We start from the raw sequence: 17,438 nt of genomic DNA on the forward strand, positions 1-17,438 counted from the left end.
GACTGTCCTTTGCATACGATCCTCCGCTTGATCTAGTGGGGGTGGTCCGGCAGCACGAGCCCGAATGTCCTGGTCAAATCCGCGACCTGTTCGGGCGAGAGATAGCGCGGGTTCAGCCCGCGCAGCAGCAGATAGAGTTTGGCGGTTTCTTCCAGCTCCTCGGTCGCGAACACGGCCGCCTCCAGCGTGTCGCCGGAGACGACGGGGCCGTGATTGGCGAGCAGCACCGATGAATATTTCCCGGCCAGCCCCCTGATCGCGTCAGCCACGGCGGGGTCGCCGGGGCGATAATAGGGCACCAGCGCGGTCTGGCCGCACTTCATGACGTAGTACGCAGTCATCGCCGGCAGCGCGGCGCGCGGATCGATCTCGGGCAGCATCGACAGCGCAACCGAATGGGTCGAGTGCAGATGCACCACGGCGCCGGCGGACGCGCGCGTCTGGTAGAGTGCGGTGTGCAGCGGCACCTCCTTGGTCGGAGCATCGCCGGAGACCAGCCGGCCGTTGCCGTCGAGCCGTGACATTTTCGCCGGATCGAGGAAGCCGAGTGAGGCATTGGTCGGCGTCACCAGCCAGCCGCAGTCGTCGAGGCGAACGCTGATATTGCCCGACGAGCCCGGCGTCAGCCCGCGCTCGAACAGCGAGCGGCCGAAGCGGCAGATGTCTTCACGAAGCTTTGTTTCGCTCATCCGGGTTTCGCTCTTCCGGTCTCGCTCTCGGCGCCAACTTTGCCGCCATCCGTTTCCAGCTTTGTCTCATGCTTTGGCAGCGCGGCCAAGCCGTGATAGGCAGGCAGCAACGCGCATGATCGGGAAGGGTGAAAGCCGGTTTTCCGAAAATGCTCAAACAACCAAAAATCTTCAGGGATCGCCTTATGTCCAGTTCCGCAACACCGCACATCGCCGTCATCGGGCTGGGCTCGATGGGATATGGCATGGCGACCTCGCTCAAGCGCGCCGGGTTCGTCGTGACCGGCTGCGACGTTTCGGCCGAAGCCGTCGCGCGCTTCGTGGCCGATGGCGGCAAGGGTGCGAAAACGCCGGCCGAGGCGGCCAGGGATGCTGACATCGTCGTCAGCGTCGTCGTCAACGCGGCGCAGACCGAGGCCATCCTGTTCGGCAAGGACGGCGCCGCCGAGACGCTGGCCAAGGACGCGGTCTTCATTTCCTCGGCGACCATGGACCCCGATATCGCACGACGGCTCGCCAAGCAGCTCGAGGCGACCGGCCGGCATTATCTCGACGCACCGATCTCCGGCGGTGCGCAACGCGCAGCGCAAGGCGAGTTGACCATTCTCGCCTCCGGCAGCGCGGCGGCGTTCGCGAAGGCGCGGCCGGCGCTGGATGCAATGGCGGCAAAACTCTACGAGCTCGGCGATGCCGCCGGGCAGGGCGCCGCGTTCAAGATGATCAACCAGCTGTTGGCCGGCGTGCACATCGCGGCCGCCTCGGAGGCGATCGCGTTCGCCGCCAAGCAGGGCCTCGACATCCGCAAGGTCTATGAGGTGATCACGGCCTCCGCCGGCAATTCCTGGATGTTTGAGAACCGCATGCCGCATGTGCTGGACGGCGACTATGCGCCGCGCAGCGCGGTGGAGATTTTCGTGAAAGACCTCGGCATCATCCAGGACATGGCGCGCAATGCGCGCTTTCCGGTGCCGGTGTCGGCCGCGGCGTTGCAGATGTTCCTGATGACGGCGGCGGCCGGCATGGGCCGCGACGACGATGCATCGGTGGCGCGGATGTATGCCCAGGTCACCGGCACCAAGCTTCCCGGCGCGAAATAAGAGGATCCTGCAATGCCCCGCTTTGCCGCCAATCTCACCATGATGTTCAACGAGGTCCCGTTCCTCGACCGCTTCGAGGCGGCGGCGAAAGCGGGCTTCACCGCGGTCGAATTCCTGTTTCCGTATGACCATCCGGCCGAGGAGGTCGGCAAGCGGCTGAAGGCTGCCGGGCTGACCCAGGCGCTGTTCAACCTGCCGCCGGGCGACTGGAACGCCGGCGAGAAGGGCTTTGCGGCGCTGCCGGATCGCTTCGCCGATCTGCAAGCGAGCCTGAACACCGCGCTGCCCTATGCGCAGGCGACCGGCGTCAAGCGTGTGCACCTGATGGCCGGGATTGCCGACCGCACCGAGGCCAAAGCGGTTGCGGCGTTTCGCAAATCGATCGCCCATGCCGCCGAGTTCTTCGCGCCGCACGGCCTCGACGTCGTGATCGAGCCGATCAATCCGCGCAACGTGCCCGGCTACTTCCTCAACGACTTCATCTTCGCGCGCGATGTGATCAATGAGCTTGGCCTCCCGAACCTCAAGCTGCAATTCGACATCTATCACTGCCAGATCATCCATGGCGACGTTACCATGCGGCTGCGCGAGATGATGCCGATCATCGGCCACATCCAGATCGCCTCGATCCCGTCGCGCAACGAGCCTGACGGCGAGGAGCTGAACTATCCGTTCCTGTTCGGCGAGCTGGACCGGCTCGGCTATGGTGGCTTCGTCGGCTGCGAATACAATCCGCGCGGCAAGACCACCGATGGCCTTGCCTGGTTCAAGCCCTATGCCGGAGTGAAGCCGTGACATCAGCAGCGAAACTGTCGCTCGGCTGCATCGCCGACGACTATACCGGCGCCTCCGACCTCGCCAACACGCTGACCCGCGCCGGCCTGCGCACCGTGCAGACCATCGGCGTCCCGGCGGACGATCTCGCGCTGCCCGAGGTCGATGCCGTCGTGGTGTCGCTGAAGAGCCGCTCGATCGAGGCGCGGCTTGCGGTCTCGCGCTCGCGCGCGGCGGAGGCCTGGCTGCGCGGCCGCGGCGCTTCTCACATCCTGTTCAAGATCTGCTCGACCTTCGATTCCACCGACGCCGGCAATATCGGCCCGGTGATGGACGCGCTGCGCGCCGACTCAAAGGACAGCATCGTGCTGGTGACGCCGGCGTTCCCGGAAACCGGCCGCACCGTCTATCAGGGCAATCTGTTCGTAGGCCCAGTGCCGCTGAACGAGAGCCCGCTGAAGGACCATCCGCTCAACCCGATGCATGATTCCAACCTGGTCCGTGTGCTGGCGCGCCAGAGCAGGACCAAGGTCGGCCTGGTCGATCTCGCCACGCTCGCCCGCGGCGCCGAGGCCGTCCGTGCCAGGCTCGCCGAGCTCGCGCAGAGCGGCATCGGTGCGGCCATCATCGATGCGGTGTTCGACCGCGACCTCGAGACCATCGGGCAGGTGGCACTGGATCACCGGCTCTCGGTCGGCGCCTCCGGCATCGGGCTTGGACTGGCGCGGGCCCTGGCCGATTCCGGCAAGGCCAAATCGGATGCCGCGGACACGGTGTTGGGGACGCCGGTCGGCGGCCCGGCGGCCTGCCTCGCCGGCAGTTGCTCGCAGGCGACGCTGCGCCAGATCGCCAGCGCCGAGAAGGTGATGCCGGTCCTGCACCTCGACCCCGAGCGGGTGGTCGCCGGCAAGGACGAGGCGCAGCGCGCGCTGGCTTGGGCCAAGGATCGGCTCGGCAAGGGACCAGTGCTGATCGCGAGCAGCTCGACTCCGGATGAGGTGGCAGCTCTGCAAGCCCGTCATGGCCGCGATGCAGCCGGGCACGCCATCGAGCAGGCCATGGCCGATATCGCGGATGGTCTGGTGCGGTCAGGCGTGCACAGGCTGGTGGTCGCCGGCGGTGAAACTTCAGGCGCGGTCGTCGATCGCCTGGGTATTCCGGGATTTCTGGTCGGCGCGGAAATCGCCGCAGGCGTGCCGGTTCTGCGCGCCGTCGGCGCTGGGAATGGCGACATGGTGCTTGCGCTGAAATCAGGCAATTTCGGCGGGCCGGAGTTCTTCACCGACGCGCTCGCGTTGATGCCATGATGCGCCTGTCGCGCATCATGTCACGGACGTGACTGCCATCTCAGTAGTTCAACGGGGAACCAAATTAACCCTACTTAAGGAGGGGGAGTGGCTTTGATGTCTGCGGCGTCCCGCCACGCCCCCAGCCATTCGATCGGGCTTCGCGAGCCCGATACCAAGAGACCCCACGATGTTCGCCAAATTCTCGATCCGCGCCAAGATCATCGCCGCGGTTGCGTTCCTGCTTGTCGCGCTGACCGGCATGGGCCTGCTTGCAGTCTGGAATATGCGGGCGATCAATGCCAACACAGTCGACATCACGACCAACTGGCTGCCGAGCGTGCGCGTGCTCGGCGAGCTGCGCGCCGGGGTCATCACCTATCGCAACGTGATCCGCGAGCACATGCTCTCCGAGACGACCGAAACCAAGCTGGCGCAGGAAAAGACGCTGGCCACCGTGATCGAGATGATCGCCAAGGCCCGTTCGGCCTACGAGCCGATGATTACGTCGCCGGGGGAACGGGCGTTTTACAATCAGTGGGTCGAGACCTGGGACAAGTACCGCAAGGGCACCGAACAGGTGATGGAGCTGTCGCGCAAGGACGCCGGCAAGATCCCCCATGATGCGCATGAGCTCAACACCCAGGTCGTGAACAAGATCGGCCTTGAGGCGGACGAAATTCTCAACAAGGACATCGCCTACAACAACACCGGGGCCGACAAGGCGCGCAGGATGCCACCGACAGCTACAATTCGGCCTTCATGCTGCTCGCGGTGATCCTCGGCGGCGCGGTCCTGATCGGTGTTGGTGTCAGCTTCTACCTGGTTCGTGACGTTTCGGCCGGGATCGCTTCGATCATCTCGCCGATGCAGGCGCTGGGCCGCGGTGACCTGACCGCAAACGTCCCGCACCAGGGCGAGAAGACCGAGATCGGCGCGATGGCTGATACGTTGCAGGTGTTCAAGGAAGCCCTGGTCGCCAAGAAGGCGGCCGACGAAGCCGCGGCTGCCGATGCCGAAGCCAAGATCGAGCGCGGCCGCCGGGTCGACACCATCACCCGCAATTTCGAACAGATGATCGGCGAGATCGTGCAGACCGTGTCGTCGGCCTCGACCCAGCTCGAAGCTTCCGCCTCCACGCTGTCGTCGACGGCGCGGCGTTCGCAGGAACTGACCACGTCGGTTGCCGCGGCGTCCGAGGAGGCGTCGACCAACGTGCAGTCGGTGGCATCGGCGACCGAAGAGCTGTCGTCGTCGGTCACCGAGATCAGCCGCCAGGTGCAGGAATCAGCGCGGATGGCGGGCGATGCCGTCGGCCAGGCGCGCACCACCAACGATCGCGTCAGCGAGCTGTCGAAGGCCGCCGCGCGGATCGGCGACGTCGTCGAGCTGATCAACACCATCGCCGGCCAGACCAATCTTCTGGCGCTGAACGCGACCATCGAGGCGGCGCGCGCCGGCGAAGCCGGCCGCGGCTTTGCGGTCGTCGCGTCCGAGGTGAAGGCGCTCGCGGAGCAGACCGCCAAGGCGACCGGTGAGATCGGCCAGCAGATCGCCGGCATCCAGACCGCGACCCAGGAGTCGGTCGGTGCGATCAAGGAGATCTCGTCGACCATCGAGAAATTGTCGGAGATCTCATCCACCATTGCCGCCGCGGTCGAGGAGCAGGGCGCGGCGACGCAGGAGATCTCCCGCAACGTGCAGCAGGCGGCGCAGGGCACCCAGCAGGTCTCGGCCAACATCACCGACGTGCAGCACGGCGCCAACGAAACCGGCTCGGCTTCCAGTCAGGTGCTGTCGGCAGCACAGTCGCTCTCAGGTGACAGCAATCGCCTCAAGCTCGAAGTCGGCAAGTTCCTCGAGGCCGTCCGCGCGGCCTGACCCGCGGCGGTCGGGGGATCGCCCCGTCCGCACGGGCTGACTGATCCAAGCGTGGTGGGCCGACCGGCTCACCACGTTTTGCATTTTTGCAGAGCAGCGATGCGTTAGCGTCTCGTCAGCCGAAACGGTATCCTCGGCTTGCTCGCATTCGCAGCAGAGCCGTCTATTTTTAACGTTGATCTGAGCGCGACGGGCGGCGCTGCACCAGGCACAGCCGACCGGAGCGCGCGGCTTCACGCACTATGCCAAGGAAGTGAAGGCCGCGACGGCACCACGGGTTGGCGTTTTGCGCTGCATCAGGTAAATCGGCCGCTGCGGAACGGCTTTTGCAATGTCGATTCCTCTGCCTGGGCGGGCTTCATTTCGGGAACGCTGTTTTTATGATCGCACTGGTCCGTATCGCGCTGAGCCGGCCGTATACTTTCGTCGTGCTCGCGATCCTGCTGTTGATTATCGGACCGCTGGCGGCGCTGCGCACGCCGACCGACATCTTTCCCGAGATCCGCATTCCCGTGATCGGCGTGGCCTGGCAGTACACCGGCCTGCCGCCGGACCAGATGTCCGGGCGCATCACGACGCCGTTCGAGCGCACGCTGACCACGACGGTCAACGACATCGAGCACATCGTTGCCAACTCCTATAACGGCATCGGCATCGTCAAGATCTTCTTCCAGCCCAATGTCGACATCCGCACCGCCAACGCCCAGGTCACCGCGATCGCCCAGACCCTGCTGAAGCAATTGCCGCCGGGTGCAACGCCACCGCTGATCCTCAACTACAGCGCCTCGACGGTTCCGATCATCCAGGTCGCGCTGTCGGGTGACGGCCTCACCGAGCAGAACCTCGCCGACATCGGCATCAACCAATTGCGCACGCCGCTGGTCACGGTGCCCGGCGCCGCGATCCCCTATCCGTATGGCGGCAAGCAGCGCCAGATCCAGATCGACCTCAATTCGACCGCGCTGCAGGCGCGCGGCCTGTCGGGCCAGGACGTTGCCAATGCGCTTGCAGCGCAGAACCTGATCACGCCGGTCGGCACCCAGAAGATCGGTAGTTTCGAATACACCATCAACCTGAACAACTCGCCGCTCAAGATCGAGGAGCTCGGCGACCTGCCGATCAAGACCGTCAACGGCGCGATGGTCTATATCCGCGACGTCGCCACGGTTCGCGATGGCAACCCGCCGCAGACCAACATCGTCCATGTCGACGGCAACCGCTCGGTGCTGATGATGGTGCTGAAGGCCGGCGCGGTTTCGACGCTCGACATCATCGCCGGCATCAAGCAGAAGGTGATCGACGTCAAGGACCAGCTGCCGGACGCACTCAAGATCGGCTTCGTCGGCGACCAGTCGGTGTTCGTCCGCGGCGCGATCACCGGCGTCGCCTTCGAGGGCGTGATCGCCGCGCTCCTGACCAGCGTGATGATCCTCTTGTTCCTCGGCAGCTGGCGCTCGACCGTGATCATCGCGGTGTCGATCCCGTTGTCGGTGCTCGGGGCCATCATCCTGCTGTCCCTGATCGGCGAGACGCTGAACATCATGACGCTCGGCGGCCTTGCGCTCGCAGTCGGCATCCTGGTCGACGACGCGACGGTGACGATCGAGAACATCAATTACCATCTGGAGCAGGGCAAGCCGGTCGAGCAGTCGATCCTCGACGGCGCCAACCAGATCGTGACGCCGGCCTTCGTCTCGCTGCTCTGTATCTGCATCGTGTTCGTGCCGATGTTCTTCCTCACCGGCGTCGCGCGCTTCCTGTTCGTGCCGATGGCCGAAGCCGTCATGTTCGCGATGATCTGGTCGTTCATCCTGTCGCGCACCCTGGTGCCGACGATGGCGAACTATCTGTTGCAGCCGCATGTCCATCACGAAGGTGCGCCGCCGAAGTCACGCAATCCTTTGGTCTGGTTCCAGCGCGGCTTCGAAGCGCGGTTCGAGCGCATCCGCGGCGGCTACCATGGCCTGCTCGCGATGGCGCTCGGCCACCGCAAGGTGTTCGTTGGCGGATTCCTCGCGGTGGTCGCCGCGTCGTTCCTGCTGGTGCCGTTCCTCGGCCGCAACTTCTTCCCGGCGGTCGACGCCGGCAACATCCTGATGCATGTCCGCACCCAGGTCGGCACCCGCGTCGAGGAGACCGCCAACCAGATGGCGGACGTCCAGAAGGCGATCCGCAAGCTGATCCCGGGCGAGATCGACACCATGACCGACAACATCGGCATGCCGATCTCCAGCATCAACCTGACCTACAACAACACCGGCGTGATCGGCCCGCAGGATGCCGACATCCAGATCAAGCTCAGGGAAGGTCACAAGCCGACCGAGCAGCATGTCCGCACGCTGCGTGAGCAGTTGCCGCGGCTGTTCCCGGGCACCAGCTTCTCCTTCCTGCCGGCCGACATCGTCAGCCAGATCCTGAACTTCGGCGCGCCGGCGCCGATCGATCTGCAGATCCGCGGCGCCAATCTCGAGGCCAACTACGCCTATGCCAACAGGCTGCTGGCGAAGATCAAGCGCATTCCCGGCATCGCCGACGCGCGGATCCAGCAGTCGCCGAACAATCCGACCTTCAACATCGATGTCGACCGCACCCGTGCGCAATATGTCGGCCTGACCGAGCGCGACGTCACCAATTCGCTGGTCGTCAACCTCGCCGGCTCCTCGCAGGTGGCGCCGACCTATTTTCTCAACCCCGACAACGGCGTGTCGTACTCGATCGTGATGCAGACGCCGCAATACCAGATCGACTCGCTGAGCGCGCTGCAGACGCTGCCGATCACCGCGACCGGCAACACCCAGGCGCCGATCCTCGGCGGCATCGCCGACATCAAGCGCGCGACCTCGAGCGCCGTGGTCTCGCAGTATGACATCCAGTCGCTGGTGCAGATCTACGCCACGACGCAGGGCCGCGACCTCGGCGGCGTCGCGACCGACGTGCGGCAACTGATCGCGGACACCGCCAAGGAGGTGCCGAAGGGCTCGTCCGTGGTGCTGCTCGGCCAGGTGCAGACCATGAACTCGGCCTTCACGGGCCTGCTGTTCGGCCTGCTCGGCGCCGTCGTGCTGATCTATTTCCTGATCGTCGTGAACTTCCAGTCCTGGTCGGACCCGTTCGTGATCATCACGGCGCTGCCCGCGGCGCTCGCCGGCATCGTCTGGATGCTGTTCACGACGGAGACCACGCTGTCGGTTCCGGCGCTGACCGGCGCCATCATGTGCATGGGCGTCGCGACCGCCAACAGCGTGCTGGTGATCAGCTTCGCCCGCGAGCGCTATGAGGAGCTCGGCGATCCCATCGCGGCGGCGCTGGAGGCCGGCTTCGTCCGGTTCCGCCCGGTGCTGATGACCGCGCTCGCCATGATCATCGGCATGGCGCCGATGGCGCTCGGGCTCGGCGAGGGCGGCGAGCAGAACGCGCCGCTCGGCCGGGCCGTGATCGGCGGCCTGATCTTCGCCACCTTCGCCACCCTGATGTTTGTTCCCGTGGTATTCAGTATGGTACACAAGAAGCAAGGCGCCAAAGCCGCCGCCTCATCGGAGATTCCGCATGCAGCCCACTGAACAGCGCCCACCGGTGTCCGGCCGGAGGTTGGGCATATTCGGCGTGGTTGCATTGGTCGGCGCGGGGCTGATCGTCGGCACCGGCATCCGCGCCCGCGAGGAGCAGGACAACCGGCTGAAGGAATGGACCGACGACCAGGCCATTCCGACCGTCGCGGTGGCGCTGCCCAACGCCAAGGCGCTGAGCCCCACGATCGATCTGCCGGGCCGGCTCGAGGCCTATTCCCGCGCGCCCATCTACGCCCGGGTGTCCGGCTATCTGAAGAACTGGGACGCCGACATCGGCGCCCGCGTCAAGGCCGGCCAGGTGATCGCCGAGATCGAGGCGCCCGACCTCGACCAGCAATTGCTGCAGGCACGCGCCGATCTCGCCAGCGCCCAGGCCTCGGCCAAGCTCTCCGAGGCAACGCTCGCCCGGCGCAAGACGCTGGTGGCCTCGAACTTCGTCTCGGCGCAGGAGATCGACGAGCGCACCGCCGACCTCTCCAACAAGAACGGTGCGGTCAAGGCCGGCCAGGCCAATGTCGAGCGGCTGGAAGCGCTCGCCGGCTACAAGAAGATCACGGCGCCGTTCGACGGCGTGGTGACCTCGCGCGACACCGACGTCGGCGCGCTGATCAATGCCGGTGGCAACTCGGGTCCGGCGATGTTCACGGTGTCCGACATCACCAAGCTGCGCGTCTATGTCAACGTGCCGCAGAACTACGTGCCGGCGATCAAGATCGGCGCCAAGGCCACGCTGTCGCTGCCGGACTACCCGAACCGCAGCTTCCAGGCGACGGTGGAAGCCTCCTCGCAGGCAGTCGACGTCGCCTCCGGCACGACGCGGATGCAGCTCGGGCTCGACAATTCCTCCGGCGAATTGATGCCGGGCGGCTATGCCAGCGTGAAGCTGAACCTGCAGCGCGACGCAACGCCGCTCAGCATTCCCGCCAGCGCGCTGATCTTCAACGGCAACGGCCTGCGGGTCGCAACCGTGACCCCGGACGACAAGGTGCTGTTCAAGACCGTGAAGATCGGCCGCGACCTCGGCAAGGAGATCGAGCTCGCCTCGGGCCTCGCACCCGACGACCGCATCATCACCGCCCCGCCGGACGGTCTCGCCGACGGCGACCATGTCCGCGTCACCGGCGCCGGCGCCACCAAGGGCAAGCCGACCACGGCGTCCGAAAAGCAGGACGTGAAGGGGTAGGGCGCGCGGCTAAGTTCGTTCCCGCCTTTCAACTCAAGCCGCTTGCTATGCCGTCATCCTGAGGTGCGCGCGCTCTTGCGCGCCTCGAAGGATGGCACCACGACGGCGTTTGCGGCCCATCCTTCGAGGCTCGCTCCGCTCGCACCTCAGGATGACGGCGGATTTTGCGGCGGTGGCAGGAAGTGCTACCCCACCCGCCATTCCAGCATGCCGTCAGCGGCGGTGACGATGTTGCCGGTGGTGCCGACCGGTGTGCGATCGAGGTTTTGCAGATACGCCAGTGTCACCGTGTCGCTCGCCGGGATGCGGCCGAGCGTGCGGCGGCCGTCCTCGGTGCGCAGCATGGTGACGCCATGCTCGACCTCGCCATTGGCGCGATAGATCACGGTGAAGGCTTCGACCTTGCCCTTGCCCGCGGCCTTGTCGGTGAACTCGGGTACGTCGCGCCTGTTTCGGTCGGCTTCCGCCTGCACGGAGGTCTCCTGCTTGAGCGCGGTCGTCGGCGCCGCGCGCGACAGCACGAGGCCGTGGTGCTTGGTGACGAAGCCGCCCTGGCCGTAGAGCAGGCCGAGCGTGCCGCCGCTGCGCAGCTTGCGCACCATCGCGCAGGCCGAATGCGTCATGTAGGTGTTGAGCGGCGCGCCGAAGAACGTCAGGCCACCGGTCACGGTCGGCTGCACGTCGGCACCCAGGCCCAGCGTGCGGCGCGCCATCTTCGGCACGCAGGGGAAGCAGCTATAGAGCTCGATCGCGTCGAACTTTTTGCCGTCGCCGCCGACGAGGTCCATCACCGCCTTCAGCACCGCATTCTGCGCGTGGCTCTCGACGAACTGGTCGCGGGTCAGGTAGTCGCGCGGCTCTTCCGCCGAGGCGCCGCCGAGCGGATAGATCAGCTTGTCCTCGGGCACGCCCGCCGCACGCGCTTTGGCGAGGCTGGTCAGGATCAGCGCGCCGCCCATGTTCACCGTCGGGTTCGCCACCATCAGTTTTGTATACGGCCAGGCGATCATCCGGTTGTCGGGAGTTGCCGTGGTGATCTCCTCGCCGGTGAACTTCTTCTTCAGCCAGGAGCTGGGATTGTCGGCGGCAACCCGCGCATAGGTCGACCACAGGTCGCCGGATTCCTTCAGTGCCTCGCGCGGCGTCTGGCCCCAATGCGCCGAGGTTGCGGACTCATAGAGCGGATAGACCGTAATCGGCCTGAATACGCCAAGTGTCACCGCCATCGGCTTCTGGAACGCGGCGCCGCGCTTCGGCTCCTCGACGTCATGCGCGAATGGCGTCCACGGCAATTCGACGCCGGCGCGCTGCGCCTTGGTCGCGGTCGACTGGGCCTCCGCGCCGCACACCGCGGCGACGCTGCATTCGCCGCGCGCGATGCGCTGCGCCGTCTCATGCAGATAGCGGATCGGGCTCTCGCCGCCGACCGGGCCGTAATAGAGGTGCGCGGGCGCAATGCCGAGCCGTGCGGCGAGCTGCCTCTCGGGATCGCGGTAGCGCCAGCTCAGGAAGTTGACGACGTCGAGCGACTGCACGTCGGCGAGCAGTTTTGCGCCGCTGTCCGCCTCGGCGCGCTTCAGCGCTTGTTCCAGCAAAGTGAGCGGCTCGAGGCCGGCGGCGATGTCCTTTGGACGATCGACGATCTCGCCGACGCCGACGATGACGGGAATGCGGTCTTCGGGGATTTGAGATATGGTCATTTCTTCTTGCTTCACTTTCTAGATCTTCGCCACGCCGCCGCCCTTCGAGGCGCGCAAGAGCGCGCACCTCAGGGTGACGGCTACGGGGAGGTCGTCATCCTGAGGTGCGAGCGCAGCGAGCCTTGAAGGATGAGCCACGTACTCTACTCCGCCACCAGCGCGTTCATGTGCTCGACGGCCTCGACGAACTCTTCCTTGAACTCCTGCACGACAGCGCCCGCGGACTTGACGCTGTCGACCAGGCCGACACCCTGGCCCACAAAATAGCTGACGAGATCGCGCGCCTTCTCGTTGCCGGCTGCGGCGGCGCGGTCGATGGCGTTGAAGGCGTCGCGGCTGATGATGCTCTGTAGCGGCATCGGCAGCGCGCCGGGGCTGTCCGGCGAGCGGTCCCAGGCGTCGGTCCAGACCGAGCGGAGCTGCCGTGCCGGCTTGCCGGTGCGGCCCTTGGAGCGGATCGCGTCGCGCGAGGAAGCCGCGATCATCTTCTCGCGGAAGATCTCCGAGGTCTCCGACTCCACGGTGGCGAGCCACACCGAGCCGGTCCAGGCGCCGGCCGCGCCCATCGCCATGCACGCCGCCATCTGGCTGCCGGTCATGATGCCGCCGGCGGCGAGCACCGGCACGTCGCGGATCTTTTTGACCGCCTTGATCACCTCGGGCACCAGCACCATGGTCGAGACCTCGCCGCAATGGCCGCCGGCCTCGGTGCCCTGCGCGACCAGGATGTCGACGCCGGCCGCGACCTGGCGCAGCGCGTGTTCCTTGGAGCCGACCAGCGCCGCCACCGGCACGTTGTGCTGGCGCCCCATCTCGATCATCGCCTTCGGCGGCACGCCGAGCGCGTTGGCGATCAGCCTGATCGGATGGCGGAACGAGACTTCGAGCAATTGCAGCGCGGTCTCGGCATCGAACGGCTGCGGCTGGTTGTCCGCGACGCTCTGCGCCGTGAGCTCGATGTTGTATTTCTTCAGCAGGTTGCGGGTGAAATCGCGATGCTCTTGCGAGACGCGCTTCTCGAGGCTCTTCCAGGTGACGTTCTTCTCACCGGCGGTGGAGATGTTCTCGGGGATCAGCACGTCGATGCCGTAGGGCTTGCCGTCGACGTGCGCGTCGATCCATTTCAGCTCCTGCTCCAGCGTCTCCGGCATGTACCGGGTGGCGCCGAACACGCCGAAACCGCCGGCGCGGCTGACCGCCGCCACCACGTCGCGGCAATGGCTGAAAGCGAGCAGGGGGAATTCGATCCCCAGCATGTCGCAGATCGGTGATTTCATGGGTTGGTTTTCTCCCGCCGGCTGCTTCTTGTGCTTGTTGGCATCAGCCCGTGCAACGCTAGCGCATCACGGTCAGCGAAGCCAAGCGGGTTTCGGCCGCGGCGATCTTGCGTGGAGACGCTGCTTGGCAGCATCGCTCGCGGCGCATTCCGCTGGATAGAAAATGCGGTCCAGCGGGGTGGGCAAAGCGAAGTGTGCCCACCATCTAGTGCGGATATGCGGATCGGCACGGCGGTTGCCGCGCCGTGGAAAAACGTAAAACCGGGAGCCAACGACGTGACTGACGACACCTCTGCCTACGAGCCGCCGAAAGTCTGGACCTGGAACAAGGAGAGCGTCGGGCGCTTCGCCAGCATCAACCGGCCGATCGCGGGTCCCACCCATGACAAGGAATTGCCGGTCGGCCGCCATCCGCTGCAACTCTATTCGCTGGCGACGCCGAACGGCGTGAAGGTCACCGTGATGCTGGAAGAGCTGCTCGCGGCGGGCCACAAGGGTGCCGAGTACGACGCCTGGCTGATCAAGATCGACGGCAACCAGTTCGGCAGCGGCTTCGTCGCGGTCAACCCGAACTCCAAGATCCCGGCGCTGATGGACCGTAGCGGGCCTGAGCCGATCCGGGTGTTCGAGTCGGGCTCGATCCTGGTTTACCTGGCGGAAAAATTCGGCGCGTTCCTGCCGACCGACGTCAAGACCCGCGCCGAAACCTTCTCCTGGCTATTCTGGCAGATGGGCTCGGCGCCCTATCTCGGCGGCGGCTTCGGGCATTTCTATGCCTATGCGCCGACCAAGATCGAATACGCCATCGATCGTTTCGCGATGGAGGTGAAGCGCCAGCTCGATGTGCTCGACCGCCGGCTCGCCGACAACGAATATCTCGCGGGCGACGTCTACACCATCGCCGACATGGCGGTGTGGCCCTGGTACGGCAGCCTGGCCAAGGGCCTGCTCTATGGTGGCGGCGAATTCCTCTCGGTGCAGGACTACAAGAACGTGCAGCGCTGGACCGATGCGATTGCGGCCCGGCCCGCGGTGAAGCGCGGCCGCATGGTCAACCGCACCTGGGGCGAGCCGTCGAGCCAGCTCCACGAGCGGCACGAGGCCAGCGATTTCGAGACCAGGACGCAGGACAAGATCGGCGAGCCGGCGGCGTCGTAGTCTGCGCGATCAATCTGACCCGTCATCCTGAGAGGTTCTGAAGCTTTCACCGTCGTCATTGCGAGGAGCGAAGCGACGAAGCAATCCATGCTTCCGCGTATGCGGTGCGATGGATTGCTTCGCTTCGCTCGCAACGACGATGATAGATCCGTCATGAGGAACGCGTTCCGCGCTCCTCGCCATGCATCACCCCAGCAAATCATCATACTCCGGATGCTTCTTCATGAAGCCCTGGATGAACTCGCATGTCACGACGAGCTTGATGTTCTGCGCGCGCACGGCGTCGAGCGTGGCGCGGGCGAGTTTTGAGCCGATGCCGCGGCCGCCGAGCTCCGGCGGCACCTCGGTATGAACCAGCGTGATCGTGTCCGGCGTCTTGCGGTACACCACGAAGGCGGTGTGGCCGTCGACGGCGAGCTCGAACCGGCTCTGCGCGGCGTTGTCGCGGAATGCTTCACTCATTGTCTGGTCCTCGGCTATTTTTGCTTCGCGCCTTCAGCCGCGGGAAACACCACGCGGTCGTCGGTCCGGCAGTAGCGATCGGCGAACATGCGGCCGATCGGGTGATAGCGCTCCATGTGGACGCGCATCGCCTCATGGTCCCACAATTCGTCGCGGATGTGGAAATGGATGCCTTCGCCCATGATCAGCTGCCGGTCGCCGTTGACGTCGATCAGCTTCCAGGTCTTGCACTCCATCGCGAATGGCGCATCCGCAAGCCTGGGTACCGCGATCTTGCGTGAGGGCGCAAGCCTCAGGCCGAGATAATCGGGCTCGCCGATCTCGGGCGGGAAATCGCCCGAGCTCTCGTGCATCGCGCGCGCCAGCGGCTCGTCGGTGAGATGGACCACGAACTCGGGCGTCGCGCGGATGTTGGCAAGCGTGTCCTTCTCGCGGCCGCCGGGTCTCCGGTTGACCGCGAACATGCAGAGCGGCGGGTCCTCGCAGAACACGTTGAAGAACGAGAACGGCGCCGCATTGACCACGCCGTCCGGGCTCGTGCTCGTCACCCAGGCGATCGGCCGCGGCAGCACGAAGGAGGTCAGCACCTTGTAGCGTTCGCGCTGGCTGAGGTCGCTTGCGGCGTATTCCATGGGGCTATCCGGAATTTCGGTGAGCGGGTGCGAAGCGTAACCCGCCGCCGGCGGTTCGAAAAGCAAAAGGCGGGTTACGCTTGCGCGAACCCGCCTCGCAGACCTGCTCTTGCTTTCTTACCTCGCCCCGCTTGCGGGGAGAGGTCATATCGCATCGTTAGATGCGATATGGGTGAGGGGGAGGTCTCCGCGAGTGCGTTTTTCACCGTCCTTGTGGAGACTCCCCCTCATCCCGACCTTCCAAGAGCGAGCTTCGCTCGTCTCGACCCCGCAAGCGGGGAGAAGGGGAAGATAGGTTACGGCATGCTCAGCTCGTGGCGGCCGACCACCATCCAGTGCACCTCGTCCGGACCGTCGGCGAAGCGGAGATGGCGGACGTCCTGGTACATTTCGCCGAGCGGCGACCACTGCGAGATGCCGGTGGCGCCGTGCATCTGGATCGCCTGGTCGATCACCTTGCAAGCCCGCTCGGGGACCATGGCCTTGACCATCGAGACCCAGACGCGGGCTTCCTTGTTGCCGAGCACGTCCATCGCCTTGGCGGCCTTCAGCACCATCAGCCGCATCGCCTCGATCTCGCAGCGGGCCTGGGCGATGATCTGCATGTTGCCGCCGAGATGGGCGATCTTCTTGCCGAAGGCCTCGCGGGTCAGGCCACGCTGCACCATCATGTCGAGCGCCTTCTCGGCCTTGCCGATGGTGCGCATGCAGTGATGGATGCGGCCCGGGCCGAGGCGGACCTGGGAGATCTCGAAGCCGCGGCCCTCGCCGAGCAGCATGTTCTCCTTCGGCACCTTGCAATTGTTGAAGCGCAGATGCATGTGGCCGCGCGGCGCATGATCATGGCCGAACACGTGCATCGGGCCGAGGATCTCGACGCCGGGGGTGTCGATCGGCACCAGGATCTGCGACTGCTGCTTGCTGGGCGCCGCGTCCGGATTGGTCTTCACCATCACGATCATGATCTTGCAGCGCGGATCGCCGGCGCCGGAGATGTAATACTTCTCGCCGTTGATCACCCACTCGTCGCCGACCAGCTTGGCTGTGGTCGAGATGTTCTTGGCGTCGGAGGAGGCGACGTTCGGCTCGGTCATCGCATAGGCCGAGCGGATCTCGCCGTTGAGCAGCGGCTTCAGCCACTTCTCCTTCTGCGCCTTGGTGCCGACGCGCTCCAGCACTTCCATGTTGCCGGTGTCGGGCGCCGAGCAGTTCATGGTCTCGGATGCCAGCGGGCTCTTGCCGAGCTCGGCCGCGATATAGGCGTAGTCGAGGTTGTTGAGGCCATCGCCGGTCTCGGCGTCGGGCAGGAAGAAGTTCCAGAGGCCGACTTCCTTGGCCTTGTCCTTGGCCTTCTGCAGGATCGCGAGCTGCTCGTCGGTGAAGCTCCAGCGGTTGGTCTTCTTCTCGCCGGCGCGATAGAACTCGACCGACATCGGGTCGACGGTGTCGCGGATGAACTGCTTCACATGGTCGTAGAGCGGGCGGACCTTGTCCGACATCCGGAGGTCGTTGAGCTCGTCGCCCGGATTGAGCGTGTAGTTCGTGGTGCGCGGCACATAGGCATGTTTCATTGTCTTTTCTCCCTCGCGAAGGCGCGTTTCGCGGCGGACAATAGACGCGTGCGGCGCGAAGCGCGAGCACCGATTTTCGTACGATCGCTACCGCATCGCGGAATTTAGCGGCGGCGTTTCAAACGTTGTTTGAACGCCGCCGCTCACGACGCGCGCCGG

Annotated in this window: 12 protein-coding genes and 1 pseudogene; 7 read left to right on the plus strand and 6 right to left on the minus strand. The window is 65.4% G+C overall.

What is annotated here, in order from left to right; all coding sequences use genetic code 11:
• Positions 1-32 precede the first annotated feature (32 nt).
• Positions 33-689 carry a 3-oxo-tetronate 4-phosphate decarboxylase gene (gene otnC / locus AKN84_RS07235; protein ID WP_050420062.1) on the minus strand — a complete coding sequence of 219 codons (657 nt, stop codon included), beginning with the start codon at positions 687-689 and terminating at the stop codon, positions 33-35.
• A 185-nt stretch (positions 690-874) separates the two neighbouring features.
• Between otnC and ltnD the strand changes: the two genes are divergently transcribed.
• From ltnD to AKN84_RS07265, 6 genes and pseudogenes are all read left to right on the plus strand, one after another.
• Complete coding sequence (ltnD, locus tag AKN84_RS07240) at positions 875-1,786, plus strand: L-threonate dehydrogenase (protein WP_050420063.1); 912 nt, start codon at positions 875-877, stop codon at positions 1,784-1,786.
• Positions 1,787-1,798: 12 nt separating this feature from the next.
• On the plus strand, positions 1,799-2,581 hold the full coding sequence (gene otnI, locus AKN84_RS07245) for a 2-oxo-tetronate isomerase (RefSeq protein WP_050420064.1): 783 nt from the start codon (positions 1,799-1,801) through the stop codon (positions 2,579-2,581).
• Positions 2,578-3,867, plus strand: a complete 1,290-nt coding sequence (otnK, locus tag AKN84_RS07250) for a 3-oxo-tetronate kinase (RefSeq protein WP_050420065.1) — start codon at positions 2,578-2,580, stop codon at positions 3,865-3,867. The genes otnI and otnK overlap by 4 nt, the downstream gene beginning before the upstream one ends.
• A 169-nt stretch (positions 3,868-4,036) precedes the next feature.
• Positions 4,037-5,727 (plus strand): annotated as a pseudogene (locus AKN84_RS07255) (methyl-accepting chemotaxis protein).
• 380 nt (positions 5,728-6,107) lie between these two features.
• A complete protein-coding gene (locus AKN84_RS07260) occupies positions 6,108-9,287 on the plus strand; it encodes an efflux RND transporter permease subunit (RefSeq protein ID WP_050420066.1) in 3,180 nt (1,059 codons plus the stop codon).
• Complete coding sequence (locus AKN84_RS07265; protein WP_050420067.1) at positions 9,274-10,479, plus strand: efflux RND transporter periplasmic adaptor subunit; 1,206 nt, start codon at positions 9,274-9,276, stop codon at positions 10,477-10,479. Before AKN84_RS07260 ends, AKN84_RS07265 begins: the two co-directional genes overlap by 14 nt.
• 185 nt (positions 10,480-10,664) lie before the next feature.
• Here the strand turns inward: AKN84_RS07265 and AKN84_RS07270 are convergent, their stop codons facing one another.
• Both AKN84_RS07270 and AKN84_RS07275 read right to left on the minus strand, forming a co-directional pair.
• Positions 10,665-12,179 carry an acetyl-CoA acetyltransferase gene (locus AKN84_RS07270; protein ID WP_050420068.1) on the minus strand — a complete coding sequence of 505 codons (1,515 nt, stop codon included), beginning with the start codon at positions 12,177-12,179 and terminating at the stop codon, positions 10,665-10,667.
• A gap of 143 nt (positions 12,180-12,322) precedes the next feature.
• On the minus strand, positions 12,323-13,456 hold the full coding sequence (locus AKN84_RS07275) for a nitronate monooxygenase (protein ID WP_050420069.1): 1,134 nt from the start codon (positions 13,454-13,456) through the stop codon (positions 12,323-12,325).
• A 276-nt stretch (positions 13,457-13,732) separates the two neighbouring features.
• Between AKN84_RS07275 and yghU the strand changes: the two genes are divergently transcribed.
• Entirely contained in the window at positions 13,733-14,614 is an 882-nt protein-coding gene (yghU, locus tag AKN84_RS07280) for a glutathione-dependent disulfide-bond oxidoreductase (RefSeq protein ID WP_050420186.1), read from the plus strand.
• A gap of 186 nt (positions 14,615-14,800) precedes the next feature.
• On the opposite strand, the gene AKN84_RS07285 is transcribed toward yghU, so the two are convergent.
• The 3 genes from AKN84_RS07285 to AKN84_RS07295 all read right to left on the minus strand — a co-directional run bounded on the left by AKN84_RS07285 (position 14,801) and on the right by AKN84_RS07295 (position 17,279).
• Positions 14,801-15,076 (minus strand): GNAT family N-acetyltransferase, encoded by a 276-nt coding sequence (locus tag AKN84_RS07285; RefSeq protein WP_050420070.1) that lies wholly within the window; start codon positions 15,074-15,076, stop codon positions 14,801-14,803.
• Positions 15,077-15,090: 14 nt separating this feature from the next.
• Entirely contained in the window at positions 15,091-15,708 is a 618-nt protein-coding gene (locus AKN84_RS07290) for a flavin reductase family protein (protein ID WP_050420071.1), read from the minus strand.
• A 296-nt stretch (positions 15,709-16,004) separates the two neighbouring features.
• Positions 16,005-17,279: an acyl-CoA dehydrogenase family protein gene (locus AKN84_RS07295; protein WP_050420072.1), complete on the minus strand. Its 1,275-nt coding sequence runs from the start codon at positions 17,277-17,279 to the stop codon at positions 16,005-16,007.
• Positions 17,280-17,438 lie beyond the last annotated feature (159 nt).

It is taken from the genome of Bradyrhizobium tropiciagri (assembly GCF_001189845.1).
Taxonomy (GTDB): domain Bacteria; phylum Pseudomonadota; class Alphaproteobacteria; order Rhizobiales; family Xanthobacteraceae; genus Bradyrhizobium; species Bradyrhizobium tropiciagri.